Source organism: Neorhizobium sp. T25_13, assembly GCF_002968675.1.
GTDB lineage: Bacteria > Pseudomonadota > Alphaproteobacteria > Rhizobiales > Rhizobiaceae > Neorhizobium > Neorhizobium tomejilense.
Genome location: NZ_PVBI01000005.1, coordinates 158017 through 181647 on the forward strand (window position 1 = coordinate 158017; position 23631 = coordinate 181647).

Below are 23631 nucleotides of genomic sequence, written 5' to 3' on the forward strand. Positions count from 1 at the left end.
GTTACTTCGCCTGAATTTACTTCGAAGGAAGTTGCGCCGAGGCCGGCCGTCCAGCGACGGCGGCCTTGTGTTCGTTCTGCCACCGGACCGCTTCGCGCGCTTCGACACGAGCCTGCTTGCGGTGCTTGCCCTGGCTCCACCAGGTCACGAACGAGCCGATGAACATCCCGATCAGCAAGGCCAGGAACAGGAACAGGAAAAACGGTGCGCTCACCGCCAGCATGCCGTCTTCCGGCCGGAAGGGATTGAGCGCCAGGGTCACCGCCTGGCGGTTCGCGACGGCGAGCACGATCATCACGATGCCGAGCGGCACGAAGACCACGAGCGAGACGATCTTTTTGAACTTATCCATGTGAATCTCCGGCAGCAGACTGTCTGCTGTTTTACCAGCGTCTGTTGCAGAATAGGCGCGCTTTGTGGGGTTTCAAGGGCGACGGAAGCTGCGTCGAAGGGATCAATCCTCTTCGTCGTCAAGACCCGGATTCAGGCGCTCGCGCAGTTCCTTGCCTGTCTTGAAGAAAGGAACCCATTTTTCCTCGACGAAAACGCTCTCGCCGGTGCGCGGATTGCGGCCGGACCGGGAGGGACGGTTCTTGACGGAAAACGCGCCGAAGCCGCGTAGTTCGACACGATTTCCGCCTGCCAGGGCATCTGTGATCTCGTCGAGCACGGCATTCACGATGTTCTCGACGTCGCGGTGGTAGAGATGCGGATTGCGAGCCGCGACGATCTGCACCAGTTCTGACTTGATCACGGTTGCCCCCTGAAAAGTTTAGATTTTCAACCGCGCCCAACCTGCCAAACGGAGACAAGACCGTCAAGAAACAACTTGTCTGCGCCGAAGGTGCGAAGGGCGTCGGGAGTGATTGCCTGGCCGAAACCGGAGAGCTTGAACAACTCGCTGACGGCGCTCGCCAACCAGAAGGACGAGGAGGAATTACGCTCCTTCCAATCAACGACCGGCAGGTCCTTGGAAACGCCGCGCGATTCAAAATAGGCGCGGATGTCCTCCTCGCCGCCCAGCTTGTCGACAAGCTTGGCGCTGAGCGCCTGGCGGCCGGTGAAGATCGTGCCGTCCGCGAGCTTCAGAACCTCGTCGCGCGGCAGCTTGCGGCGATCGGCAACGAGATCGACGAACCAGGCGTAGCTGTCCATGACCATGTTGCGGATCATCGTCTTGGCTTCCTCGCTTGCCGGATGGAAGGGCGACGGCTCGGCCTTCAGCGGGGCAGACTTGATCTCCTGCAGAGAGACGCCGATCTTCTTCATCACCTCGTCGATCTGCGGGTATTGGAAGATCACCCCGATCGAGCCGGTGATCGAGCTTTCGCCCGCGACGATCTGGTCGCCGGCCATGGCGACCATGTAGCCGGCAGAGGCGGCCAATGTGCGGATATCGGAAACGACGGGCTTCTTTTCGGAAACCTTCCGGATCGCCTTGAAGATGCGCTCGCCGCCATAGGTCGTCCCGCCCGGCGAAGAGATCGAGACGATCAGCGCCTTGGCCTGGCTGCTTTCGGCGATCTTGTCGAGGCGCTCCAGCAGATCCTTGTCATCCATGATCATGCCCGAGATTTGGATGCGGGCGACATGCGGCACCGCAGATCCGACACCGTCGCCGGCAACGACACGGTAAAGCGCGAACCCGATGCCGACGAGGAAAACAAGTGCGACGATCCGCCAGAAACTCAGCTTGCGGCGCAGGGAACGCCGGTCCGCAATTGCCATTTGATCCATGAAATCACCCTTCGAGCTGAACCGCCGTTGCTAAATAGGCTCTCTAGCGTGTTTTGCAGCAGACCACATCACGTTTTTATGTTGTCCATTATTGTTTGTTGATTGAATCAAAACCATATTGGCGGACAAAGCAAAGCTCACAACCGCTCCATCCGGCACAACCGGGATGAGAACGGAGATGGGCTAGTAAGGAACTATCCGGCACTCATGCTGCAGCATATTCGAAAAACGGCAGGCTTTACGTCGGCGCTGGAGCCGCGCCCGGATGCCTATCAGGCGGCGCTGGCGCATTCCGCCATCGTGCGCAGGCTCAAGATACTGCTGCCGATCCTGGCCGGCGTGATTTCGGCTGCCTTCATCGGGGTCTCGATCATCCGCGCCTATCTGCCGGAGAACCTCTCGATTGAAAACGCCCGGATCGAAAACGGCAAGATCGTCATGGAACGGCCGGCGATCTCTGGCCGCAACAAAGACGGCATCAGCTACTCGATGACCGCCAACCGCGCGCTGCAGGATATCCAGAACTCGAACATGATCACGCTCGAGGACGTCAAGGCCGCCGTCCCGGTCAACGACGACGTGATCGCGCGGGTGACCGCGACCGTCGCCGACTTCGACCGCGGCACCGACATGCTCGATCTCAACTCCCCGTTCGACGTCAATCTGAGCAACGGGATCACCGCCCGCTTCAAGTCCGCGCACCTCGATATTAACGCAGGTGTGATGGAATCACCCGAGCACGTCGATATCTCCATGAAAGAAGGCTCTATTGTTGCAGAGTCTTTAAAGATAACGGATAAGGGGCGTACCATCACCTTCAAGGGCCAGGTTCGCCTCCATCTCGATCCAGCCACCATCCGCAACCAAGGCAAGTAGAGCCCGGCCGTCATGATCAATCGCCGCCTTCTTACACGCAATACCGCAGTTCTGATCGCGGCAGGATTTATCTCCTGTCTGGCAGCGACCGCACATGCCCAGACCACCACCAGCCAGATGGAAGGCCTGAAGCTTTCCGGCGACCAGCCGATCCAGATCCAGAGCGACCAGCTCGAGATCAAGGAGCAGGAAAAGAAGGCCTATTTTACCGGCAACGTCCAGGTCGTGCAGGGCACGACCACGATGAAGGCCGGCAAGATGACGGTTCTTTATACGGGTGAAGGTGGCTCGGTGACCTCGGGCAGCGCCAATATCGACAAGATCTTCCTTGACGAGACGGTATTCCTGACCTCGGGAACGCAGCAGGCGACCGCCGAAAAGGGCGAGTTCGACATGAAATCCCAGACCTTCGTGCTTTCCGGCAAGCAGGTCGTGCTCTCCGAAGGCCCCAACGTCTTCAAGGGTTGCAAACTCACCGTACTGATGGAAACCGGCCAGGCCAAGCTCGACGCCTGTGGCGGGCGCGTCGAAATCCTGCTCGACCCGAAATCGCGACCAAAGCAATAATAGACATCTGACGTGAAAATACCGTTCCTCCCCAGTCTGTCGGCAAGGAAGCCGTCCGCGCCCGAACCCTTCGTCGTACGCGATAAAGCGCGCTACGAGGGTACGCTGGTCGCGCATGGTCTTTCGAAGACCTACGATACCCGTCGCGTCGTCAACGGCGTGTCACTGGTCGTGCGCCGCGGCGAGGCCGTCGGGCTGCTCGGGCCGAACGGCGCGGGCAAGACGACCTGTTTCTACATGATCACCGGCCTGGTGCCGGTGGACGAAGGCATGATCGCGATCAACGGCAACGAAGTCACCCACATGCCGATGTATCGCCGCGCCCGCCTGGGCGTGGGGTATCTGCCGCAGGAAGCCTCGATCTTCCGCGGCCTGACCGTCGAGGAAAACATCCGCGCGGTGCTGGAAGTGCACGAGCCCGACAGGGACAAGCGGGAGAGCAAGCTCGACGAACTGCTGGAAGAGTTCCACATCAGCCAGTTGCGGAAATCGGCGGCCGTGGCGCTTTCCGGCGGCGAACGCCGGCGCCTCGAAATCGCCCGGGCGCTTGCGACCGACCCGGCCTTCATGCTGCTCGACGAACCTTTTGCCGGCGTCGATCCTATTTCGGTCTCCGACATTCAGAACCTCGTACGCCACTTGACGGCGCGCGGGATCGGCGTTCTGATAACGGATCACAACGTCCGCGAGACGCTGGGCCTGATCGACCGGGCCTACATCATCCACGCGGGCGAAGTACTCACGCATGGCCGGGCAGACGATATCGTCAACAACCCGGATGTTCGCCGTCTTTATCTCGGTGACAAGTTCAGCCTCTAGGCGCGAATTGGTCGTTGCAGCGTGACAAAGAAATTTACTTTCCCGCACTGCAGCGCTTGACCAAATCTTTCAAAAAAGCAATTCTTGTGCCAGATGCAAATTTGGCCTTGTGGGGCTCGGCGAAGTCGAGCGTCCACCACTCCATGACCGGGTGGTTCAAGGGGATTGCAGGGGAGTTTCGCGTCCGCCATGGGTTTATCCGCTAATCTTTTCCTACGCCAAACCCAATCGCTGGTGATGACGCCGCAGCTGATGCAATCCATCCAGCTGCTGCAGATGACGCATTTCGAGCTCAACCAGTTCATCGCCCAGGAAGTCGAAAAGAACCCGCTGCTCGAAATTACGTCAAGCGAGAGCGAAAACGACGCGGAAACAGGCTTCGAAACCGCCGACGACTTTGCCCCGACAGAAGGCCGCGAGAGTTCGGCCGCCGCCGAAGTGGACAGCGACTGGTATGAGGGCTCCTCCTCCATCAGCGCCGAAAGGCTCGGCGAAGGGCTCGATACGGGCTTCGAAAACGTCTTCCCGGACGACAGCCCGGTGCGGCGCGCCGATGCGCCGGAGCTTCTCAGCCAGTGGAAATCGATGCCGGGCGGCGAGTCCGGCGAGGACTACGACCTGGATGATTTCGTCGCCGGCCAGGTGACGCTGCGCGACCACCTGAACCAGCAGATTCCCTTCCTGATCGTCGATGCGGCCAGCCGCCTGATTGCTCAGCATCTCGTCGATCAGCTCGACGAGGCCGGTTACATGCTGGGCGACATCGAGGAGATCGCCGCCCGCCTCGGCAGAAGCGCCGAGAATGTGGAAGCCATCCTGCACTCGCTGCAGACACTCGATCCGCCGGGCGTCTTTGCGCGATCGCTCAGCGAATGTCTGGCAATCCAGCTTCGGGAAAAGGACCGGCTCGACCCGGCCATGGATGCGCTGATCAGACATCTGGATCTGCTTGGCAAACGCGACTTCGCCTCGCTTCGAAAAATCTGCGGTGTCGACGACGAAGACCTGATCGACATGCTGGGGGAAATTCGCGGCCTCAACCCGAAGCCCGGCGCGGGTTTCGAGCGCGGCATGTCGGAGACGATTTCGCCGGATATCGTCGTGCGGGCATCGCCCGACGGCGGCTGGATGGTGGAGCTCAATCCGGACACCCTGCCGCGCGTTCTGGTGAACCATACCTATTTCCAGACGGTCTCCAAGAACTGCCCGAAAAACGGCGACGATCACAATTTCCTTTCCGACTGCATGCAGAACGCCAACTGGCTGACGCGCAGCCTCGACCAGCGCGCCAAGACGATCATGAAGGTGGCGACCGAAATCGTCCGCCAGCAGGATGCCTTCCTGATGCACGGCGTCGACCACCTGCGGCCGCTCAACCTCAAGACCGTTGCCGAAGCGATCAAGATGCATGAATCCACGGTCAGCCGCGTCACCTCCAACAAATACATGCTGACGCCGCGGGGCCTGTTCGAACTCAAATATTTCTTCACGGTGTCGATCGGCTCGGCGGAGGAAGGCGGCGACAGCCATTCGGCCGAGGCCGTGCGCCACCGGATTCGCCTGCTCATCGCCCAGGAGACGCCGGAGGCGGTGCTTTCGGACGACGATATCGTAATCAGCCTGAAACGCGGCGGCGTGGAGCTGGCGCGCCGGACCGTCGCTAAATATCGCGAGGCGATGAACATCCCCTCCTCCGTTCAGCGCCGCCGCGAAAAGCGTGCGATCGCCGGGGTCGCGGCATACTGAAACGCGGCCGAAACAGGCGGTTTTCCACAGGCCTACGCAGAAAACCCGAGACCGGCCGCCGTTGACATTTAAAACATCGGGCGCTAGAAGCCCGCCGCAACTGCACGGGACATGGCACGAAACCTATCCCATCATCCAGACAGGCATCGATTGCAGCAATTTAGCGCGGTGGCGTGTGAACGGCTTGGATGAGGGGACGGCTTGGCGTAGACTGGAACACGCAAGTCACGACAAGAAGGAAGAACTCCATGAGTGTGCGTGTATCCGGTAAGCATATGGAAATTGGCGATTCGTTCCGTCAGAGGATCGAGGACCAAATCGGAGAAGCGGTTACAAAATACTTCGACGGAGGCTATTCAGGCCAAGTCATCGTGGAAAAGGCTGGTTCGCGCTTTTCTGCCGACTGCAAGGTGCATCTCGATACCGGGATCGTCCTGCATGCGGCTGGCGAGGCGAATGATCCGCAGATCAGTTTCGACGCCGCAGCGCAGCGGATCGAAAAACGTCTGCGCCGCTACAAGCGGCGGCTCAAGGATCATCATGCCGGCAACCATGTGAATGGTTTTGCGGAAGTTGCCTACACTGTTATGGACAGCGTACCGGATGAAGGGGAGGAAGTGCCCGAGGATTTCGCGCCGACTATTGTCGCGGAAAGTTCGAAGCAGTTGAAGACGATGACGGTCGCAAGCGCCGTCATGGCACTTGATATGACAGACGAACCTGTTCTTCTGTTCCGCAGCCCCGGCAAGGAACATCTGAACATTGTGTACCGCCGCAATGACGGCAATATTGGCTGGATCGATTCCACCAATATCAAGAACTGACACCTGGGGAGAGCGTCGGAGACGGCGCTCCCCTTCGCCTAGGGCACAAGCTCTTGCGGCACGAAGGATGACGAGAATGGCATTGGCAGATTTGCTGCAGCAAGATGCGATTATTCCTGCCCTAAAGGTAAATTCCAAAAAGCAGCTATTGCAGGAGCTGGCGGCCAAGGCTTCCAAGCTGACGGGCGTGAGCGAACGAGAAATCTTCGACATCATCCTGCAGCGCGAAAGGCTCGGCTCCACCGGCGTCGGCCACGGCATCGCCATCCCGCACGGCAAGCTCAACAGCATCTCGTCGATCAAGGGCATTTTCGCGCGTCTTGAAGCGCCCGTCGATTTCGAAGCGCTCGATGACGAGCCGGTCGATCTGGTGTTCCTGCTGCTCGCACCCGAAGGCGCCGGCGCCGATCATTTGAAGGCTCTGTCGCGCATCGCCCGCGTGCTGCGCGACCAGGACCTTGTCGCCAAGCTGCGCAAGACCGATTCCGCTTCGGCGATCTATGCCTTCCTCAACGAGGAGCAGGCAAACCACGCCGCCTGACCGCATACACATTCGTGGGGACGAAACGAACCGCCCGGCCGCTGACAAAGCGCCGGGCGGTTTTGTTTGCGTGCTACCCTTCCAGATCCGATTTCAGCCTATCCATAAGTCTCACCGCATGGGCGGCATAATCGCCGATCCAGCGATCGTTGATGGACTTGATGGGCAGGGAATTGAGGTAGTTCCAGCGCTCCCTGCCCTCGCGCCTGACAATCACCAGATCGGCCTCTTCCAGCACTTTCAGATGCTGCATGATCGTGCAGCGATCCATGTCGGCGAAGGTCTCGCAGATGCTGCCGGTGGTTTGCGGCCGGCCCTTCAATTCATCGAGGATCAACCGCCGCCTCGGGTGGGCAAGCGCCTTGAAAACTGCGTCGATATCCGCTTCGCTTGACATGTTATGTTTTTATAACATATTTTGCCTGCCAGCAAGGAACTCGCATATCGCGGTTCCGGTTTTCCACGGTGAAGAGGAGGAGAATGCCATGACGGACAGGCTATACGGCGGCATCGACATCGCCATGAAGGTCCCGTCGCATCAATATCAGGCGACGATCGCATTCTACCGTGACACGATCGGCCTCAAGGAGTTCATCGACAAGGCACCCGCCATCGGTTTCGAACTCGGGCCGAACAAGCTCTGGATCGACGAGGCGCCGATGATGAGCCAGGCCGAGATATGGCTGGAATTGTTTACGGGTGATTTCGACGATGCGGCAGCGCATCTTGAGAAATCGGGCGTCGTACGCTGCGACACGATCGAGCCGCTGCCGGAAGGCTTCAAAGGCGGCTGGATCACCAGCCCCGCCAATATCATTCACATGGTGCGGGAACCGGAGGCCTGGTAGGCGCTCAGACAAAACAGGCCGGGCGGCGCGAGGCCGCCCGGCAAATCGTAGAGGTCAGGCGTTCTTTTCGCCGGCGGCTTCCGCGGAGGCTTCCGCCTTCGGGCCACCCTTTGCGACACCGACCATGGCAGGCCGGAGCACGCGTTCGCCGATCGTGAAGCCGGCTTGGACGACCTGAACGACAGTATTGTTCGGGACGGCGGGGTTCGGGATCTCGAACATGGCCTGGTGGAAGTTCGGATCGAACTTCTGGCCTTCAGGATCGATCTTCTTCACACCGTGGCGCTCCAGAGCGGACAGCATCGAGCGCTCGGTCATCTCGACGCCCTCCAGGAGCGTGGTCAGCGAGGCATCCGCCGTGGCGCGCATTTCGGTCGGCACGGCGTCCAGCGCCCGGCGAAGATTGTCCGAAACGGCGAGCATGTCGCGCGCAAAGCCGGCCGCCGCATAGGACTTAGCGTCCTTGATTTCGCGTTCGGTGCGGCGGCGCAGGTTGTCCATTTCGGCCGCCAGCCGCAGGAAGCGGTCGCGCAGCTCATTATTTTCGGCTTTCAGCAATTCCAGCGGATCCGGTTCGGCGGCAGGCGCCTCGGCATTCTTCTGGTTGGCCGCGTCCTCAAGAGCAGATGCTACGGCTTCCACGGTGTTCTCCGCGGCAGTTGCGTCAGGTCCGTTCTTGTTGGTTTCGTCGGTCATGACGGTCTCCGGTTATTCTTGGCTTGGATTTACGGGCTTGGATTTGTGCCCGATATCGAGGTTTAAAGTGAAAAAATCAAGGCTTGCTGGGAAAGTTGGGGCGGCTCGGTCGCGAATTCAGCGCGACAGCCTGGCAAGCAGCTGCGCGGTGTAATCCACCATCGGCACGATGCGCGAATAGTTGAGCCGCGTCGGCCCGATGACCCCGACGGCACCGACGATCCGGTCTTCGCCGTCACGATAGGGCGCCACGATGAGCGAGGAGCCCGACAGGGAGAACAATTTGTTTTCCGAGCCGATGAAGATTCGCACGCCCGGTCCCTTCTCGGCGAGATCGAGGATCTCGATCAGGCTGTCCTTCTTTTCGAGATCGTCGAAAAGCAACCGCAGGCGATCGAGATCGGCCACATCCGCCAGGCCTTCGAGCAGATTGGCCCGGCCGCGGACGATGAGCTGGGTCGGCTTGCCTTCCTCGCTGTCGCCGGACCAGACCGCAAGGCCGCGCTCGACCAGTTCCTGCGAGAGCGCATGGAGCTCGCCCTGCACCTGATCCTTGAGCGTCTTCAGCTGGCCGCGCAGTTCCGGAAGCGTCTGGCCGCTCAGGTGGGCGTTGAGGAAATTGGCCGCCTCGGTCAGCTGCGACGACGTCACGCCGGCCGGAAGTTCGATGATACGGTTTTCCACCTGGTTATGATCCCCGACAAGCACCGCAAGCGCCTTGGTCGGCTCGAGGCGGATGAACTCGACGTGCTTCAGGACCGGGTCGCTCTTGGTGGTAATGACGATCCCGGCGCCGCGCGAGACGCCCGACAACATGCGACTCGCCTCCGCCATCAGGCTTTCCATCGGCTGATCGCGATCCGCGGGCCGGATTTGCCGGTCGATATTGGCACGCTCCTCGGCGGAGAGGTCTCCGACCTGCATGAAAGCATCGACGAAAAAGCGAAGCCCGGACTGGGTCGGCAGGCGGCCGGCGCTGATATGCGGGGAGTAGATGAGCCCGAGTTCCTCGAGATCGCTCATCACATTGCGCACCGACGCGGGCGACAGCGATATGGGCAGCAGGCGGGAAAGGTTTCGAGAGCCGAGCGGCTCGCCGGTCTCCAGATAGCTTTCCACGATGCGGCGGAAAATTTCGCGCGAACGGTCATCGAGCACAGAGCCGCTGTCCCTACCCGTCGATGCCGAAAATCCCATCTAAAACTTCACCGTTCCGTTGTTCTTTCGACAAAATATAGTCATTCGCCGCGCCTTCTCCAAAGGGAAAATCGCCACGGGCATAATCAATCGCCCGCAGAGCGCCTTAGGCCTTTTTCTTTGCAAAAGCCTGGCCGGGGCCGTAGAAGGCGGAAACAGAAATCCAGGGAGTGAAGCATGCGGCCTTCAGGCAGACAGTTGAACCAGATGCGCAAGGTCTCATTGGAGCGCAATTTCTCCAAACATGCCGAAGGTTCCTGCCTCGTCAAGTTCGGCGACACGCATGTGCTGTGCACCGCGAGCCTGGAGGAAAAGACGCCGCCGTGGCTGCGCAACAGCGGCAAGGGCTGGGTGACCGCCGAATACGGCATGCTGCCGCGCGCCACAGGCGACCGCATGAAGCGCGAAGCCGCTGCCGGAAAGCAGGGCGGCCGCACCCAGGAAATCCAGCGCCTGATCGGCCGCTCCTTGCGCGCCGTCATTGATCTGGAAGCGCTCGGCGAAAAGCAGATCACCATCGACTGCGACGTTATCCAGGCGGATGGCGGCACGCGCACCGCTTCGATCACCGGTGGCTGGATTGCGCTCTACGACTGCCTGAAGTGGATGGAAGCCCGCTCGATGACCAAGGTTGACAAGGTGCTGAAGGACCATGTCGCGGCGATCTCCTGCGGCATCTTTGCCGGCCAGCCGGTTATCGACCTCGATTATATCGAGGATTCGGCTGCGGAAACGGATGCGAATTTCGTGATGACCGGCACCGGCGGCATTGTCGAGGTGCAGGGCACGGCCGAGGGCAAGCCTTTCAGCCAGGAGGAATTCCTGAAGCTTTTGGCACTGGCCCAGGACGGCACGCAGGAACTGGTGGCGATGCAGAAGCAGGCGATTGCCTGACACTCGCTGAAAGAGGTGCTGTTTGATCGAAGGCATTCTCGAAACTGCACTTTATGCTGACGATCTCGATGCCGCCGAGACCTTCTACGGCGGCATTCTCGGGCTTGAAAAGGTTCTGCGCGCCGGCAACAGGCATGTGTTCTTCCGTTGCGGGCCGGGCATCCTGCTGATCTTCAATCCTGCCGAGACGGTGAAGCCATCACCGGCCGGTGCATTACCGGTTCCGCCCCATGGTGCGACGGGACCCGGGCATATCTGCTTTCGCATGACGAGCGAGGCGATTGACTTGCTCAAGGAAAAGCTCAACAAGGCAGGCATTGCCATCGAAAGCGATTTCCGCTGGCCGAACGGTGCCCGCTCAATCTATTTCCGCGATCCGGCCGGCAACAGCCTGGAATGCGCAGAGCCGAGGCTCTGGAATATCGAATAGGAATTGTAATGCGCAAGCTCGATACGAAAACGATCGTCGTCGCCAGCCACAATGCCGGAAAAATCCGCGAGATTGCAGAGCTGATCGGTCCCTTCGGCTTTTCCGCGAAATCCGCCGCCGAGCTGAAATTCGAAGAGCCCGACGAAACGGGCACGACATTCGAGGAAAACGCCGCGATCAAGGCGCTCGCCTCCGCCAGAGCCTCCGGACTGCCGGCGTTGTCGGATGATTCTGGCATCGTCATCGACGCGCTCGACGGCGCACCAGGCGTCTATACCGCCAACTGGGCGGAGCGTGAGGATGGCAGCCGCGACTTTCAGATGGCGATGGAAAAGGTCGAGAAGGCGCTGGAGGAGCGCGGTGCGACCAAGCCGGAGCAGCGTGGTTGCCGCTTTGTCAGCGTGCTTTGTCTCGCCTGGCCGGATGGACACACGGAAATGTTCCGCGGCGAGGTGGAAGGCACCGTGGCGTGGCCGCCGCGCGGCACCCAGGGTTTTGGTTATGACCCGGTCTTCCAACCGCAGGGCTATGATATTACCTTCGGTGAAATGAGCAGTGATCAGAAACATGGCTGGAAACCCGGCGAGCCGGAAGCGCTTTCGCACCGCGCGCGGGCCTTCAAGCGTTTCGTCGAAACCTGCCTGGAGGCTTGAGGCGCTTTGAATTCAGTCGCCCCTCTCCTTCCCGATACCCTTCTGCCCGATACCGGCGAACCGGGCTTCGGCATCTATGTGCATTGGCCGTTCTGCGCGGCCAAGTGCCCCTATTGCGATTTCAACAGCCATGTGCGCCACCAGCCCGTGGACCAGCCGCGCTTCACCGCCGCCTTTCTGAAGGAAATGGAAGTGATGCGGCGGATGAGCGGCCCGAAAACCGTCACCAGCATTTTCCTCGGCGGCGGCACGCCCTCGTTGATGGATCCTGCCACGGTCTCGGCGATACTCGACGGCATCGCCAAGCACTGGCATGTTCCTGACGGTATCGAGATCACCATGGAAGCCAATCCCTCCAGCGTCGAGGCAACCCGTTTCCGAGGCTATCGCGCTGCCGGCGTCAACCGCGTCTCGCTCGGCGTGCAGGCACTCAACGATCCGGACCTCAAGTTCCTCGGTCGGCTGCATGACGTTGCCGATGCCCTGAAGGCGATCAGGCTGGCGCGGGAGATTTTTCCGCGCATGTCGTTCGACCTCATCTATGCACGACCGAAACAGACGGTCGAGGCTTGGGAAGCGGAATTGAAGGAAGCGATATCCTACGCGGTCGACCATCTGTCGCTCTACCAGCTCACCATCGAGGAAGGCACGCCCTTCTATGGCCTGCACAAGGCCGGCAAGCTGATCGTGCCGGATGACGACCAATCCGCAGCGCTCTACGAGGCGACGCAGGAAATTACCGAGCGGTTCGGCATGCCGGCCTACGAGGTTTCCAATCACGCCCGCCCCGGTGCTGAAAGCCGCCACAACCTGACCTATTGGCGCTATGGCGAGTATGCCGGCATCGGACCGGGCGCCCACGGGCGCCTGATGCGCGGCAGAAACAAGATCGCGACCTCCACCGAACGGCGTCCCGAAACCTGGCTGGAACAGGTGGAGCGTGTCGGGCACGGCATGCTGGACGAAGAAATCCTCGGCTTCGAGGAACAGGCCGACGAGTTGCTGTTGATGGGCCTGCGCCTGCGGGAAGGCGTCGATCTCGCCCGCTGGCAGCAGCTTTCCGGCCGGGACCCGGACCCGATCCGCGAGGAGCGGCTGCTGGAACACGGCTTCATCGAACGCCTCGGCAATTCGCGTCTGCGCTGCACGCCGTCCGGCATGCTGATCCTCGACGCAGTGGTTGCCGATCTGGCTTGCTGAAATCCGGCCTCTAGGCTTTTACCGCCAGCACATGCAGCCAGTCGGTCGGCTTTTTGTCGTAACCGCTGCCGTGCACCTCATCGATATCGACAGAAGCCCAGGCGGAAGCCCCGTAGGCCGCGCTTAGCCAAGCCTTGGACGGATAGTTATAATAACGTCCGAGGCCATCATAACCTTCGGCTTCGCCAGCCTTGAAGCTCGCGTAGAAGACGCCGCCCGGGTGCAAGGCCTTGTGGATGCGGCCGAGAATGCCCCCGAGCTCCGCCCGCGGCGCATGCAGGAGGCACGCATTGGCCCATATGCCGTCAAACGCCGAGACAACATCGATCTCCCCGAAACGGAGCACGCCAACCGGCTTGCCCAGATGTCTGGCAGCCTCCTCCGCCATCTCCGGCGTGCCATCCGTGGGCGTGACGTCGAAACCCCGCGTGATCATCACCGCGCTGTCCCGCCCGCTGCCGCAGCCGAGTTCGAGGATGGCGGCACCAGGTGCGAGTTTTGACAGGAAGCTATCGAGGCGGTGCGTGCTCGGTGCGGAATGCGCCGCGTAGGTCACCGCGTTTTCGCTGTAGAAGCTGGCCGTCGGATCCTTTTCGATAGCCATTGATGATCCTCAGCGCTGCGACATCAGCAGCTTGGTGCCAAAGCCGACAAAAACCATGCCGACGCCCAGATCGATCTTCTTCTTCGCCTTCAGATAGGCTGCGGCCACGGTTCGGTGGGTGATCAGCGCGACCAGGAAGGTATAATAGACCGTCGAGACGGCGACCATGACGGCAATCGCCGCCAGGCCATACAGGAAGGGCGTGCCGGCCGGCATGGTCGCAGCGAAAAGACTGGCGACGAAGAGCGCAGATTTCGGATTGGCAAGGTTGGTTGCCAGCCCCATCCTGTAGGCGGTCTTGAGCGGCACCTCGATACGAGCCGCCACGATATCAGCCGACTGGCGCGACTTTCGCGCATCCAGGAATATCTTCAATCCAAGCCAGACGAGGTAAAGCCCGCCGACGATCTTGAGCGCCACATAGGCGAAGGGAGCCGCCTGGAAGAGGGCATTGATCCCCAGCCAGCCGGCGAAACCCCAGCAAAGCGTGCCGGTAATGGTCCCCATCGCCGCCAGGATCGGCACGCGGCGCGGCGCGGTCAGCGCATAACGCATGACCAGAAGCGTATTGGGCCCTGGCGTTATGCACGCCACGGCCCAGATCGTTGCGACAGAGAGCAGAAACATGGATTTTAAGCGTTGTTCTCGTTGATCAGCCGTTTCAGCAGTTCTACCTCGTGGCTGAGCTTCGTGTCACCCGAAATCAATTCCTCGATCTTGCGGACGGCATGCAGGACGGTCGTGTGGTCCCTGCCGCCGAAACGGCGGCCGATCTCCGGGAAGGAACGCGGCGTCAGCGTCTTCGACAGATACATGGCGATCTGGCGCGGCTTGACGATGACGCGAGTGCGGCGGTTGGAGACCAGTTCCTGTCGCGACACATTATAATGACGGGCGACGATGCGCTGGATGTCCTCGATGCGGACGCGCTTGGCTTCGCCTGCGCCCACCAAATGGGCGAGCAGCTCATCGACACGCTCGATCGACAGGGAGGGCTCGAAGGAGCGGCGGAACAGAAGCTGGTTGAACGCGCCTTCCAGCTCGCGACCGCTGGCGGTCACATTGCGTGCGACGTGGCTCAGGATTTCCGCAGGGATATCCAGCGACGGATCGTCCTGGCGGGCAGTCGCCAGGCGGCCCTTGATCATCTCGAGGCGCATCTCGTAGTCCGGCGCCTCGACTTCGATCGCCACACCGCCCTGCAGACGCGAGCGGACGCGCGGATCGAGCGATTCCAGCTCCCAGGGCGCCCGGTCGGCGGCAACCACCACCTGCTTGGCGCTGTCGAGCAGCATGTTCAGGAGATGGCAGAACTCGTTCTGGATCATCTTGCCCTGCAGGAACTGCATGTCGTCGATGATCAGCAGATCGATATTGCGCAGCGAGTCCTTCAGCGTCAGCGCGTCGTTGTCGCGGATCGCGGTCGCAAAGCGCCACATGAAATATTCCGCCGTCAGATAGACGACCCGCGGCATGCGCTCGCTGCCAACGGCGGCATTGGCAATCGCCTGCAGAAGGTGCGTCTTGCCGAGGCCGACGCCCGAATGAATGAAGAGCGGATTGAAACGGACAGCACTGGCGCCCGCTTCAGCGATGGTCTTCGCGGCAGCAAGCGCTACCCGGTTCGACGGGCCTTCCACGAAGGTGTCGAAGGTAAAGCGGCTGTCGAGCGGAGAGCCGAACAGCGGTCCGGGAGCCTGGGTAGAACGCGTCGGCGCAGCGGACGGCGACGGGAAAGTGGCGATCTTGCCAATCTCGCGAGGGCCCTGAGAACGCGGAAACGAAGCAACAACAGCAGGTTCCGGAGCCAGACTGCGCTCTTCACCTGCCACGGGCGCCTTGATGCTGCGACTTGCGCTGCGCACCAGGATTTCCACCTTCAGGATCTCGGCGTCTTCCGCCTGGAATATGGTGGTGATCAGATCGAGGTAACGATTGTTGATCCAGGACTTCAGAAAAGTGGTGGGTACCGTGAGCCGAACAACGCTCTTTGAGACGGAATGCAGCTTCAAACGCCCGAACCAGCTTGCATAAACATCCTGACCGACCTGTGCTTTCAAACGCGCACTAAACCGCTCAAAAAGAGCATTATGCTTCATTTCTGTCGTTTCCCCTGCCGCCTGGGAGCAACTTGAATCAAATGCCTGCCGCGCGTGATCCCCATTACCTGCACGGGCTGATATAGTATTCATATGCATAATTCGCCGCCTTCCAAATCTCGTAGCCTGGCGGTTCTCGTTACCGCCGCCAGAACAAACTTCGTTTCAAGGCATAGCAAACCATTCCCAATCATTGAGAACCGTCGCCGCCCGTCCCCTTTGTTTCAAAACCTTCTCTCGTCCTCGCAGCCGATCGAAGGTCACGCCCAGCCCGCCTCGTGAACGGTCTGCGCTTGCGGGAGCCACCCCACATATACGAACGCCCTCATCCTCATCGTGAGCCGTCCGAACCTCTTCCACCTCCTTCATCCGGACACTGGGACCGGATCGCGTTGACAAAAACCGATCGTTTCCGGAAATGCCAATTTCCGGATCGCAACCGATGGTTATCAGGAAAACGGGAGAATTTATCCCGTTGCAAAGGGTAAAAGTCTACCTGCCGTCCAACATGTGACGGTACTCGGCAGCCCTCTGAAGTAATCCCCGCGCCCCTTGCTGAAGGCATTTAGGCAGGATCAAATGCCAAGATCAATGATGAATTTTACGCAAAATTAAGAGGCGGGCGTTGACTCCGCGAGCGTGATTTGAATGTCACAGAGGCATTCATGGAGAATCGCTGTTGAATCAATGGGATTCAAAAATGACATACATTCTGAACGATCGTTCACAGAAAAAATAAAAATCTGCTTGACTCCATCTGGGGGCTTTTAGCCATCACCAAAGTCACCCACAGACTCATAGACCTCCAGTAACCCACTGATTAAAATAACTATTTTCTGTCACGCCGATGACACGAAATTGTTAATGAGCCGGATAAATATAAGGAGGCCTGAGAGAATCACAAAAAGCCCGGTCAAGAGGACCAGGCTTCATTATGATACAGTTTGTGAAATGATCAGGCCGAAAGGGCCTTCACACGTGCAGCAAGACGGGACACCTTGCGGGATGCCGTGTTGCTGTGAAGCACGCCCTTGGTAGCTGCGCGCTGGATTTCCGGCTGGGCAGCCTTGAGGGCTTCTGCAGCAACGGTCATGTCGCCGGAAGCGATGGCTTCCTCGACCTTGCGGATGAAGCCGCGAACGCGCGAGCGGCGGGACTTGTTGACTGCGGTACGGCGAGCGATCTTGCGGGTCGCTTTTTTCGCCGAAGTTGTATTGGCCATTTCATGCCTCTCTACGAATTCGAACCAAACTCCGCCGTTGCCGCGCCGGTCCTTGCGACCATCAATCCAGCAATTCGGGAGCAATAGAGGAAGCCATGATCAGGCTTTCCCAACTGTGGGCGGGCATATAACCGGAATACCTGCCCCAGTCAACGCGCATTTGGCGGATGACCATCCGCTTTTGCGCGATTTACCGGTTGGAGAACTGCGGCTTGCGCTTTTCCACGAAGGCGGCCATGCCTTCCTTCTGGTCGGCGGTCGCAAACAGCGAATGGAAAAGCCGCCGTTCGAAGCGCAGGCCTTCGGCAAGCGTGCCCTCGAAGGAACGGTTGACGGCCTCCTTTGCCATCAGCACCGCGGCGCGCGGGAAGGAGGCGATCTTCGCTGCCGCCTCGACCGCCTCGTCGATCAGCCGCTCCGGCGAAACGATCCGCGACACCAGCCCTGCCCGCTCGGCTTCCGCGACATCCATCATCCGGCCGGTCATCACCATATCCATCGCCTTCGCCTTGCCGACCGCCCGGGTCAGCCGCTGCGAGCCGCCCATGCCGGGAATGACGCCGAGTGTGATCTCCGGCTGGCCGAACTTCGCGGTTTCGGAGGCGATGATGAAATCGCACATCATGGCAAGCTCGCAGCCGCCGCCGAGCGCGAAACCGGAGACGGCGGCGATCATCGGCTTGCGGGTCGCGGCGATCGCCTCCCAGCCGGAGATGAAGTCGTTGACATAGGCCTCGACGAAATCGATGTCCTGCATTTCCTTGATATCGGCGCCGGCGGCAAACGCCTTTTCCGAGCCGGTGAGCACGATCGCCCCGATCGCCTCGTCCTTGCCGAATGCGGAAAGCGCCTCGGTCAATTCGGCCATGACTGTCGAGTTCAGCGCGTTCAGCGCCTTGGGGCGATTGAGGGTGATGAGCGCGACGGCGCCCCGGGTTTCGGTCAGCAGGGTTTCGTAGCTCATCGAATGTCTCCTCTTAGCTCTTCTGCTTCTGACAGCCGTTATTTCTGGCAGACGGGGCAATAGAATGTGGAGCGGCCCGCCTGGGTGATGCGCGCGACGGTACCGCTGCAGCCCAGTGTGCGGCAAGCGCCGCCTTCCCGGTCATAGACGGAGAAGGAGTGCTGGAAATAGCCAAGCGAGCCATCCGTCTGGATATGATCTCTCAGCGACGAACCTCCGGCAGCGATCGCATCGGCAATGACGTCCCGGATCGACTGGTTGAGGAGGACCAGCTCCTTGTTCGGCCTGCCGGTCTTGGTCACGACACTGCCGGCGGCGCGTTTCGGCGAAAGATGCGAGCGCCACAACGCCTCGCAGACATAGATATTGCCGAGACCCGCTATCACCGTCTGGTCGAGCAGCGCGCCCTTGAGTGGCTGGCTCTTGCCCGCCAACCTCGCCGCCAGATAGTCCGCATCGAGGGCATTGCCGGTCGGCTCCGGCCCGAGCTCGGCAAAGGCCGGATAAAGATCGAGCTCGCTGCGCTTCCAAAGCTGCATGAAGCCGAAGCGGCGCGGGTCATTATAGATGACGCGCAGCAGGTCTTCCTTCTGTCTCAGATGGAAGACGACATGATCGTGTTTCTGATCCTTCGAGCGCGGATGGTGGAACTCGCCGAGCGCTTCGTTCTCGATCCGAAACGATCCCGACATGCCGAGATGGCTGATCACGGTCAGATCTTCCTCCAGGTCGATCAGCAGGTATTTGGCGCGCCTGCCGAGCGAGGCGATACGACGTTCGTTGACGGCATCGGCGAAATTCTCCGGGAGTGGAAAGCGCAGGTCCGGGCGATTGAGTTCCAGCCTGGCGATCACCGCACCTTCCATTGCCGGGGCGAGACCGCGCCGGACGGTTTCCACCTCTGGCAATTCGGGCATGATCGACTAACTTCCTGTTTCAACGACATCGCGCCTGGTCTATAGACCGGACCGGATGTCGCACCCATGTAAAGACACGCGCCACAGATAGCGTGCGATGAGCGATTTCGCTATGGTCGCCGGCCAGAAGAGAGACGTTAGGAGTTCACCGATGACTGAAGCCCGTACCAGCGCCGACGGCGGGATGGAAACGTCCTATGGCTTCCGCAAGGTCGCGGATGGCGAGAAACAGGGCCTCGTCAATGACGTCTTCCACAAGGTCGCCAAACGCTACGACGTGATGAACGACGTCATGTCGGCCGGCATGCACCGTGTCTGGAAGGATGCGCTGATCGCCTCGCTCAATCCGAGAAAGGACGTCGGCTACAAAACCTTGGACGTGGCCGGCGGCACGGGCGATATCGCTTTCCGCATCGTCGAGGCTTCCGACCGCAAGGCGCATGTGACCGTGCTCGACATCAACGGCTCGATGCTTGGCGTCGGGGCCGAACGCGCCGAGAAGAAACGTCTTTCCGAAAACGTCGCCTTCGTCGAGGCCAATGCCGAGTCGCTGCCCTTCGAGGCGAATTCCTTCGACGCCTATACGATCGCCTTCGGCATCCGTAACGTGCCGCATATCGACGTGGCGCTGAAGGAGGCCTATCGGGTGCTGAAGCGCGGCGGACGGCTGCTGGTGCTGGAATTTTCCGAGGTCGAGATGCCGCTTCTCGAGCGCTTCTACGAGGAATGGTCGTTCAAGGCGATCCCGCGCTTCGGCAGGATGATCACCGGCGAGGCCGAGCCCTATCAATATCTGGTGGAATCGATCCGAAAATTCCCAAACCAGGAGAATTTCGCGGCGATGATCCGCAATGCGGGTTTTTCGCGCGTGACCTACACCAATTATACCGGCGGCATCGCGGCGCTGCATTCCGGCTGGAAGCTCTGAACGCATGAGCACGATCGGCGCTTATTTCCGGCTTGCCCGCGTCGGCTGGGTTCTTGTGCGTGAGGGCGTGGTATCGGCGCTGCCGACCCAGGACATGCCGCCTTCCGTCGGCCTCATCAAGGCACTGGTCGAGCCCTTGGCGCGGTTTCGCTCCAAGACGCAGGCACGCAGCGAGCGCCTGACCCGCGCCGTCGACCGGCTGGGGCCTTCCTATGTCAAGATCGGCCAGTTCCTGGCGACCCGTCCGGATGTGGTCGGCGTCGACTGGGCCGTCGATCTCGCCATGCTGCAGGACCGGATGGCCTTCTTCCCGACCGCGATTGCGAAAGCGGCGGTCGAGGCATCGCTTGGGCGAACGATCGGCGACCTCTATTCTTCCTTCGACGAGCCGATCGCCGCGGCCTCGATCGCCCAGGTCCATCCCGGCGTCGTCAATGACAGGAAAGTGGCCATCAAGGTGGTGCGCCCGGGCGTGCGCCAGCGCTTCGCCCACGACATCGAAAGCATGTATCTCCTGGCGCGCATGCAGGAACGCTTCATGCGCTCCAGCCGCCGCTTGAGGCCCATCGAGGTGACGCGGACGCTCGAACAGACCACCAAGGTGGAAATGGACCTTCGCCTGGAGGCCGCGGCGCTTTCGGAGATTGCCGAGAATACCAAGGAGGATCCCGGGTTCCGGGTGCCGCTGGTCGACTGGGAACGCACCGGCCGCGACGTGATCACCATGGAATGGATCGACGGCGTCAAGATGTCGGACGTTGTGGGTCTTCGCGCCGCCGGCCACAATCTCGAAAAGCTCGCCGAGGTGCTGATCCAGTCTTTCCTGCGCCACACGCTGCGGGACGGCTTTTTCCATGCCGACATGCATCCCGGCAATCTGTTCGTCGATACCGCCGGCACCATCGTCGCGGTCGACATGGGCATTGTCGGGCGATTGGGCAAAAAGGAGCGCCGCTTCCTCGCCGAAATCCTCTACGGCTTCATCACCCGCGATTACCTGCGCGTCGCGGAAGTGCATTTCGAGGCGGGCTACGTGCCGGCGCATCACGACGTGGCGAGCTTCGCCCAGGCGATCCGCGCAATCGGCGAACCGATCCACGGCCAGCCGGCCGAAACGATCTCCATGGCGCGGCTCCTGGCGCTGCTCTTCGAGGTGACCGACTTGTTCGAGATGCGGACCCGCACCGAACTGATCCTGCTGCAGAAGACCATGGTCGTGGTCGAAGGCGTGTCGCGCATGCTCGATCCGCGATTCAACATGTGGAAGGCGTCCGAGCCGGTCGTCGGCCAGTGGATCCGCGACAATCTCGGACCGAAACGCATTGTCTCGGACCTGCGAGATGGCGTCAAAGCCGCCGTCAAGCTTGCCGAGGCGCTGCCGGAAATCGCTGCCAAGACGGAGACGCTACACCAGGAACTCGTCTATATGAGCGAGCACGGCCTGCGCTTCGATCCTGAGACGACAGAGGCGATTGGCAGGTCGGAGGCGCGACACAATCGCTCGGGGCGCATCGCGCTCTGGATCATCGCGCTGTCGCTGCTGTATCTCGCCTTCACGCTCAGCTGAGGTTTGTCCGGTCTCCTGATGATGCGAAAACCCTGCTCCACAAGGGCTTTCGCCATATTGCAACTCCAAAGCGGCCTTTATTCCGCCGAGTTCTTCATTCTCTGTTAAGGAATACATTCCTTTTGGGACTTGGCCTTCCGGAGACGTTTCATGGCGCTAGGCGCAACTCAACGCTTGCATGACGGCGTCGCGGCCGTCGAGACGATGACCCGTTTCGCGCTTGCCGTGCTGGCGCTGGCATCCGGCGTCTACACCTATCTCGGTGCGCGCAGCATTCTCGATGGGTCGCCGACGGCCGTGTTCTTTGCGGCGGTCATCTACTCCGCCTCGGTCTCGGTCGGCATCTATGCCTTCTGGTCCTATATGGCCCGGTTCTACCCGCATGTGACCACCCGTGCCGGGCGGACGGCCATGCTCGGCGTCATGGCGGTCGGCGCTGCGATGATCCTTGCCATGTCGAGCTGGCTGAACGCGGCGGCGCTTGCCGGCTCCGCAGCCGTGGAGCAGCATCTTTCCGAAACGGTCGAGGACTATACCGCCGATCTCGACCGAGCCCATCAGAACGCGCTCGGGGCACAAAGCCTGCTGCCGGATATCCAGCGCGCGTCCGAGCGTTTCTCCCAACTCGCGGGCGTCGAGCGCCAGTCCGGTTCGCTCACCGGCACGACCGGATCGGGAAGCGTCGTACAGCTTCTCAGCCAGATGTCGGCGCAGATGAAGTCGCTTACAGCCAACATCAACGGCTCGCGCGAGCAGGTGGACGACCTCTTCTCCCAGGGCCAGAAGCGGCTTGAGACGATGCGTTCGCTGGTATCGGCGCCGGGCACGATCGAGCCGCGCGCCAACCAGTTCTCCACGGAAGCCGTGGCGCTGACCGGCGTCATCACCTCGCTCGCGCAGACCTCGATCGCACCGTCGATCCGCCGCGCGGCAGACGACCTGTCGCTCGGCTTCATTGCGCCGGTTCCGGATGGCGGCGCTGCCGATCTCGTCAACCGACAGAACCAGGTGATGGACACCGTCCGCACCTCGGTCACGGCGCAGTCCAAGGCGCTTGCCAAGGCCGCCGACGAAATCCTCGCCCGGCCGCCGGTGCAGGAGCGTCGCTTCGTGCCGCTCTCTTCCGCCGAAGCCGTGCTGCACCATGCGCAGGACTTCATTCCCGCCTGGGCCGGCGCTATTTCCATCGACCTTCTGCCCGGCGTGATGGTGTTCATTCTCGCCACCGTGCATGGCGCGATCCGCCGCCAGGAGGAAAACCTGCCCTTCGCCGAACGGATCACCGCGGCCGAGCTTCTGAGAGCACTGGAAGTCCAGCGTGCCGTCACGGCGAGCGGGGTGAACATCGAGCAGGCGGTCGCCAAGGCGGAAGCCGACGACAGGACATTAGCGCCAAGGCCGCAGCCGGCACCTGAATCAACACCGGAATCGTCGCCGGAGACCGAACCGAACAACATCACCGCCATCGACCTCAAGTCACGCAGCCGGGACCGGTCGCATGAGGATCGGTGAGGCGATCAGCAAGCTCGATGAGGGCGTGCTGATGCGCGGCGCCTTCTATATCCTGCTCTCGGCCGCGGCGGTTTTCCTCGTCGTCGATATTCGCGACATGACGATAATGAACGCCGCCTTGCCCGGCTTCGATCCGATGCATGAGGACCAGCCCGTACTGCCGCCGGCCTTGACCGAAGGCGTGCCCGCCGCACCGCCGGTGCAGCCCGCCAGCCCCAAGGAAGTGCTGCGAAAGCCGATCACGTTTGAGCTCACCACGGGTGGCGTGCTGCTCGCGGAAGGAACAATCGACCCGGGCGCCGCCGCCCGCTTCTCCAAGGAGATCGAAACGCGCGGGGAATATGTGAAGACGGTGACGCTAAACTCCCCCGGCGGCTCGGTTGACGATGCCCTCGCCATGTCGAAGCTGATCCGCGACAGGAAGCTCGACACGAAGGTCGCGTCGAAAGCGCTCTGCGCCTCTTCCTGCCCGATCGTATTTGCCGGCGGCGTCGGGCGTTTGGCGGAAAAGGATGCGGTGATCGGCGTGCACCAGGTGTTCAACGGAGCCAAGGACCGGCCGTCGGCGGAACAGGCGATGTCCGCCGCGCAGGCAACCACCGCGCGGGTCGCCCGCCATCTCGACCAGATGGGCATCGGCGCGGGCCTCTGGATCCATGCGCTCGAAACGCCGCCGGACCGGCTCTATTACCTGACGCCGAAGGAAATGACGGATTTCAAGCTGACGACCGAACCGCTCGCAACGGCCAGGAAGAAGATCTAGCGTCCCGCTGGGCCTTGAGGCCTCCAG

General features: G+C 60.9%; 27 protein-coding genes. 15 read left to right on the forward strand and 12 right to left on the reverse strand.

Annotated features, from left to right (window positions below):
• Window positions 1-16: 16 nt before the first annotated feature.
• From C5J22_RS13490 to sppA, 3 genes are all read right to left on the reverse strand, one after another.
• Window positions 17-352 carry a lipopolysaccharide assembly protein LapA domain-containing protein gene (locus tag C5J22_RS13490; RefSeq protein ID WP_105438635.1) on the reverse strand — a complete coding sequence of 112 codons (336 nt, stop codon included), beginning with the start codon at window positions 350-352 and terminating at the stop codon, window positions 17-19.
• A 102-nt stretch (window positions 353-454) separates the two neighbouring features.
• Window positions 455-754 (reverse strand): integration host factor subunit beta, encoded by a 300-nt coding sequence (locus C5J22_RS13495; protein WP_007759833.1) that lies wholly within the window; start codon window positions 752-754, stop codon window positions 455-457.
• Window positions 755-780: 26 nt separating this feature from the next.
• Window positions 781-1737 (reverse strand): signal peptide peptidase SppA, encoded by a 957-nt coding sequence (sppA, locus tag C5J22_RS13500; protein WP_105438636.1) that lies wholly within the window; start codon window positions 1735-1737, stop codon window positions 781-783.
• A 207-nt stretch (window positions 1738-1944) separates the two neighbouring features.
• Here sppA and lptC point away from each other — a divergent pair, with 207 nt between their 5' ends.
• From lptC to ptsN, 6 genes are all read left to right on the forward strand, one after another.
• Window positions 1945-2613, forward strand: coding sequence for an LPS export ABC transporter periplasmic protein LptC (lptC, locus tag C5J22_RS13505; RefSeq protein WP_105404210.1), 669 nt, complete (start codon window positions 1945-1947; stop codon window positions 2611-2613).
• 12 nt (window positions 2614-2625) lie between these two features.
• Window positions 2626-3180, forward strand: a complete 555-nt coding sequence (locus C5J22_RS13510; protein ID WP_046630413.1) for an LptA/OstA family protein — start codon at window positions 2626-2628, stop codon at window positions 3178-3180.
• Between the two features lie 12 nt (window positions 3181-3192).
• Window positions 3193-3999 (forward strand): LPS export ABC transporter ATP-binding protein, encoded by an 807-nt coding sequence (gene lptB / locus C5J22_RS13515; protein WP_371412008.1) that lies wholly within the window; start codon window positions 3193-3195, stop codon window positions 3997-3999.
• A 189-nt stretch (window positions 4000-4188) separates the two neighbouring features.
• Window positions 4189-5745, forward strand: a complete 1557-nt coding sequence (gene rpoN, locus C5J22_RS13520; protein ID WP_105438637.1) for an RNA polymerase factor sigma-54 — start codon at window positions 4189-4191, stop codon at window positions 5743-5745.
• A gap of 248 nt (window positions 5746-5993) precedes the next feature.
• Window positions 5994-6569, forward strand: a complete 576-nt coding sequence (gene hpf, locus C5J22_RS13525) for a ribosome hibernation-promoting factor, HPF/YfiA family (protein ID WP_105404212.1) — start codon at window positions 5994-5996, stop codon at window positions 6567-6569.
• 76 nt (window positions 6570-6645) lie between these two features.
• Window positions 6646-7110: a PTS IIA-like nitrogen regulatory protein PtsN gene (gene ptsN / locus C5J22_RS13530; protein WP_038539110.1), complete on the forward strand. Its 465-nt coding sequence runs from the start codon at window positions 6646-6648 to the stop codon at window positions 7108-7110.
• A 73-nt stretch (window positions 7111-7183) separates the two neighbouring features.
• Here the strand turns inward: ptsN and C5J22_RS13535 are convergent, their stop codons facing one another.
• The gene (locus C5J22_RS13535; RefSeq protein ID WP_105404214.1) at window positions 7184-7507 is read right to left on the reverse strand and encodes a helix-turn-helix transcriptional regulator; all 324 of its coding nucleotides are present in this window, start codon (window positions 7505-7507) and stop codon (window positions 7184-7186) included.
• Between the two features lie 88 nt (window positions 7508-7595).
• Here C5J22_RS13535 and C5J22_RS13540 point away from each other — a divergent pair, with 88 nt between their 5' ends.
• Complete coding sequence (locus C5J22_RS13540; RefSeq protein WP_105438638.1) at window positions 7596-7958, forward strand: VOC family protein; 363 nt, start codon at window positions 7596-7598, stop codon at window positions 7956-7958.
• A gap of 54 nt (window positions 7959-8012) precedes the next feature.
• On the opposite strand, the gene grpE is transcribed toward C5J22_RS13540, so the two are convergent.
• On the reverse strand, window positions 8013-8654 hold the full coding sequence (gene grpE, locus C5J22_RS13545; protein WP_105438639.1) for a nucleotide exchange factor GrpE: 642 nt from the start codon (window positions 8652-8654) through the stop codon (window positions 8013-8015).
• 117 nt (window positions 8655-8771) lie between these two features.
• On the reverse strand, window positions 8772-9851 hold the full coding sequence (gene hrcA, locus C5J22_RS13550; RefSeq protein WP_037079489.1) for a heat-inducible transcriptional repressor HrcA: 1080 nt from the start codon (window positions 9849-9851) through the stop codon (window positions 8772-8774).
• Between the two features lie 177 nt (window positions 9852-10028).
• On the opposite strand from hrcA, the gene rph reads away from it, so the two are divergent.
• The 4 genes from rph to hemW are packed head-to-tail and all read left to right on the forward strand — an operon-like array spanning window position 10029 to window position 13028.
• The gene (gene rph, locus C5J22_RS13555) at window positions 10029-10745 is read left to right on the forward strand and encodes a ribonuclease PH (RefSeq protein ID WP_105438640.1); all 717 of its coding nucleotides are present in this window, start codon (window positions 10029-10031) and stop codon (window positions 10743-10745) included.
• 22 nt (window positions 10746-10767) lie between these two features.
• Window positions 10768-11175 carry a VOC family protein gene (locus C5J22_RS13560; RefSeq protein ID WP_105438641.1) on the forward strand — a complete coding sequence of 136 codons (408 nt, stop codon included), beginning with the start codon at window positions 10768-10770 and terminating at the stop codon, window positions 11173-11175.
• Between the two features lie 8 nt (window positions 11176-11183).
• Window positions 11184-11828 (forward strand): RdgB/HAM1 family non-canonical purine NTP pyrophosphatase, encoded by a 645-nt coding sequence (gene rdgB / locus C5J22_RS13565; protein ID WP_105438642.1) that lies wholly within the window; start codon window positions 11184-11186, stop codon window positions 11826-11828.
• A gap of 6 nt (window positions 11829-11834) precedes the next feature.
• The gene (hemW, locus tag C5J22_RS13570; protein ID WP_105438643.1) at window positions 11835-13028 is read left to right on the forward strand and encodes a radical SAM family heme chaperone HemW; all 1194 of its coding nucleotides are present in this window, start codon (window positions 11835-11837) and stop codon (window positions 13026-13028) included.
• Between the two features lie 10 nt (window positions 13029-13038).
• Here the strand turns inward: hemW and C5J22_RS13575 are convergent, their stop codons facing one another.
• The 6 genes from C5J22_RS13575 to mutM all read right to left on the reverse strand — a co-directional run bounded on the left by C5J22_RS13575 (window position 13039) and on the right by mutM (window position 18834).
• Complete coding sequence (locus C5J22_RS13575) at window positions 13039-13632, reverse strand: bifunctional 2-polyprenyl-6-hydroxyphenol methylase/3-demethylubiquinol 3-O-methyltransferase UbiG (RefSeq protein ID WP_105438644.1); 594 nt, start codon at window positions 13630-13632, stop codon at window positions 13039-13041.
• Window positions 13633-13641: 9 nt separating this feature from the next.
• A complete protein-coding gene (locus tag C5J22_RS13580; RefSeq protein WP_245440372.1) occupies window positions 13642-14226 on the reverse strand; it encodes a LysE family translocator in 585 nt (194 codons plus the stop codon).
• Between the two features lie 38 nt (window positions 14227-14264).
• Window positions 14265-15830, reverse strand: coding sequence for a chromosomal replication initiator protein DnaA (gene dnaA, locus C5J22_RS13585; protein ID WP_105404222.1), 1566 nt, complete (start codon window positions 15828-15830; stop codon window positions 14265-14267).
• Between the two features lie 856 nt (window positions 15831-16686).
• A complete protein-coding gene (rpsT, locus tag C5J22_RS13590) occupies window positions 16687-16953 on the reverse strand; it encodes a 30S ribosomal protein S20 (RefSeq protein WP_038594489.1) in 267 nt (88 codons plus the stop codon).
• Window positions 16954-17143: 190 nt separating this feature from the next.
• Window positions 17144-17917 (reverse strand): enoyl-CoA hydratase, encoded by a 774-nt coding sequence (locus C5J22_RS13595; protein ID WP_105438645.1) that lies wholly within the window; start codon window positions 17915-17917, stop codon window positions 17144-17146.
• A 38-nt stretch (window positions 17918-17955) separates the two neighbouring features.
• Complete coding sequence (mutM, locus tag C5J22_RS13600; protein ID WP_105438646.1) at window positions 17956-18834, reverse strand: bifunctional DNA-formamidopyrimidine glycosylase/DNA-(apurinic or apyrimidinic site) lyase; 879 nt, start codon at window positions 18832-18834, stop codon at window positions 17956-17958.
• 151 nt (window positions 18835-18985) lie between these two features.
• Here mutM and ubiE point away from each other — a divergent pair, with 151 nt between their 5' ends.
• The 4 genes from ubiE to C5J22_RS13620 all read left to right on the forward strand — a co-directional run bounded on the left by ubiE (window position 18986) and on the right by C5J22_RS13620 (window position 23604).
• A complete protein-coding gene (gene ubiE, locus C5J22_RS13605) occupies window positions 18986-19762 on the forward strand; it encodes a bifunctional demethylmenaquinone methyltransferase/2-methoxy-6-polyprenyl-1,4-benzoquinol methylase UbiE (protein WP_105438647.1) in 777 nt (258 codons plus the stop codon).
• A 4-nt stretch (window positions 19763-19766) separates the two neighbouring features.
• Window positions 19767-21329 (forward strand): 2-polyprenylphenol 6-hydroxylase, encoded by a 1563-nt coding sequence (ubiB, locus tag C5J22_RS13610; protein ID WP_105438648.1) that lies wholly within the window; start codon window positions 19767-19769, stop codon window positions 21327-21329.
• Window positions 21330-21479: 150 nt separating this feature from the next.
• On the forward strand, window positions 21480-22841 hold the full coding sequence (locus tag C5J22_RS13615; RefSeq protein ID WP_105438649.1) for a hypothetical protein: 1362 nt from the start codon (window positions 21480-21482) through the stop codon (window positions 22839-22841).
• On the forward strand, window positions 22828-23604 hold the full coding sequence (locus C5J22_RS13620) for a hypothetical protein (protein ID WP_105438650.1): 777 nt from the start codon (window positions 22828-22830) through the stop codon (window positions 23602-23604). Before C5J22_RS13615 ends, C5J22_RS13620 begins: the two co-directional genes overlap by 14 nt.
• Window positions 23605-23631 lie beyond the last annotated feature (27 nt).

Bases quoted from the DNA above. Each gene is read 5' to 3' on its own strand.
- C5J22_RS13620 (WP_105438650.1), top strand. From the start codon at position 22,828: ATGAGGATCGGTGAGGCGATCAGCAAGCTCGATGAGGGCGTGCTGATG.
- rpsT (WP_038594489.1), bottom strand. From the start codon at position 16,953: ATGGCCAATACAACTTCGGCGAAAAAAGCGACCCGCAAGATCGCTCGC.
- C5J22_RS13575 (WP_105438644.1), bottom strand. From the start codon at position 13,632: ATGGCTATCGAAAAGGATCCGACGGCCAGCTTCTACAGCGAAAACGCG.
- sppA (WP_105438636.1), bottom strand. From the start codon at position 1,737: ATGGATCAAATGGCAATTGCGGACCGGCGTTCCCTGCGCCGCAAGCTG.
- C5J22_RS13540 (WP_105438638.1), top strand. From the start codon at position 7,596: ATGACGGACAGGCTATACGGCGGCATCGACATCGCCATGAAGGTCCCG.
- rph (WP_105438640.1), top strand. From the start codon at position 10,029: ATGCGGCCTTCAGGCAGACAGTTGAACCAGATGCGCAAGGTCTCATTG.
- C5J22_RS13510 (WP_046630413.1), top strand. From the start codon at position 2,626: ATGATCAATCGCCGCCTTCTTACACGCAATACCGCAGTTCTGATCGCG.
- rdgB (WP_105438642.1), top strand. From the start codon at position 11,184: ATGCGCAAGCTCGATACGAAAACGATCGTCGTCGCCAGCCACAATGCC.
- ubiE (WP_105438647.1), top strand. From the start codon at position 18,986: ATGACTGAAGCCCGTACCAGCGCCGACGGCGGGATGGAAACGTCCTAT.
- hrcA (WP_037079489.1), bottom strand. From the start codon at position 9,851: ATGGGATTTTCGGCATCGACGGGTAGGGACAGCGGCTCTGTGCTCGAT.
- grpE (WP_105438639.1), bottom strand. From the start codon at position 8,654: ATGACCGACGAAACCAACAAGAACGGACCTGACGCAACTGCCGCGGAG.
- C5J22_RS13615 (WP_105438649.1), top strand. From the start codon at position 21,480: ATGGCGCTAGGCGCAACTCAACGCTTGCATGACGGCGTCGCGGCCGTC.
- ubiB (WP_105438648.1), top strand. From the start codon at position 19,767: ATGAGCACGATCGGCGCTTATTTCCGGCTTGCCCGCGTCGGCTGGGTT.
- C5J22_RS13535 (WP_105404214.1), bottom strand. From the start codon at position 7,507: ATGTCAAGCGAAGCGGATATCGACGCAGTTTTCAAGGCGCTTGCCCAC.
- lptC (WP_105404210.1), top strand. From the start codon at position 1,945: ATGCTGCAGCATATTCGAAAAACGGCAGGCTTTACGTCGGCGCTGGAG.
- mutM (WP_105438646.1), bottom strand. From the start codon at position 18,834: ATGCCCGAATTGCCAGAGGTGGAAACCGTCCGGCGCGGTCTCGCCCCG.
- C5J22_RS13595 (WP_105438645.1), bottom strand. From the start codon at position 17,917: ATGAGCTACGAAACCCTGCTGACCGAAACCCGGGGCGCCGTCGCGCTC.
- rpoN (WP_105438637.1), top strand. From the start codon at position 4,189: ATGGGTTTATCCGCTAATCTTTTCCTACGCCAAACCCAATCGCTGGTG.
- hpf (WP_105404212.1), top strand. From the start codon at position 5,994: ATGAGTGTGCGTGTATCCGGTAAGCATATGGAAATTGGCGATTCGTTC.
- ptsN (WP_038539110.1), top strand. From the start codon at position 6,646: ATGGCATTGGCAGATTTGCTGCAGCAAGATGCGATTATTCCTGCCCTA.
- C5J22_RS13490 (WP_105438635.1), bottom strand. From the start codon at position 352: ATGGATAAGTTCAAAAAGATCGTCTCGCTCGTGGTCTTCGTGCCGCTC.
- dnaA (WP_105404222.1), bottom strand. From the start codon at position 15,830: ATGCATATGAATACTATATCAGCCCGTGCAGGTAATGGGGATCACGCG.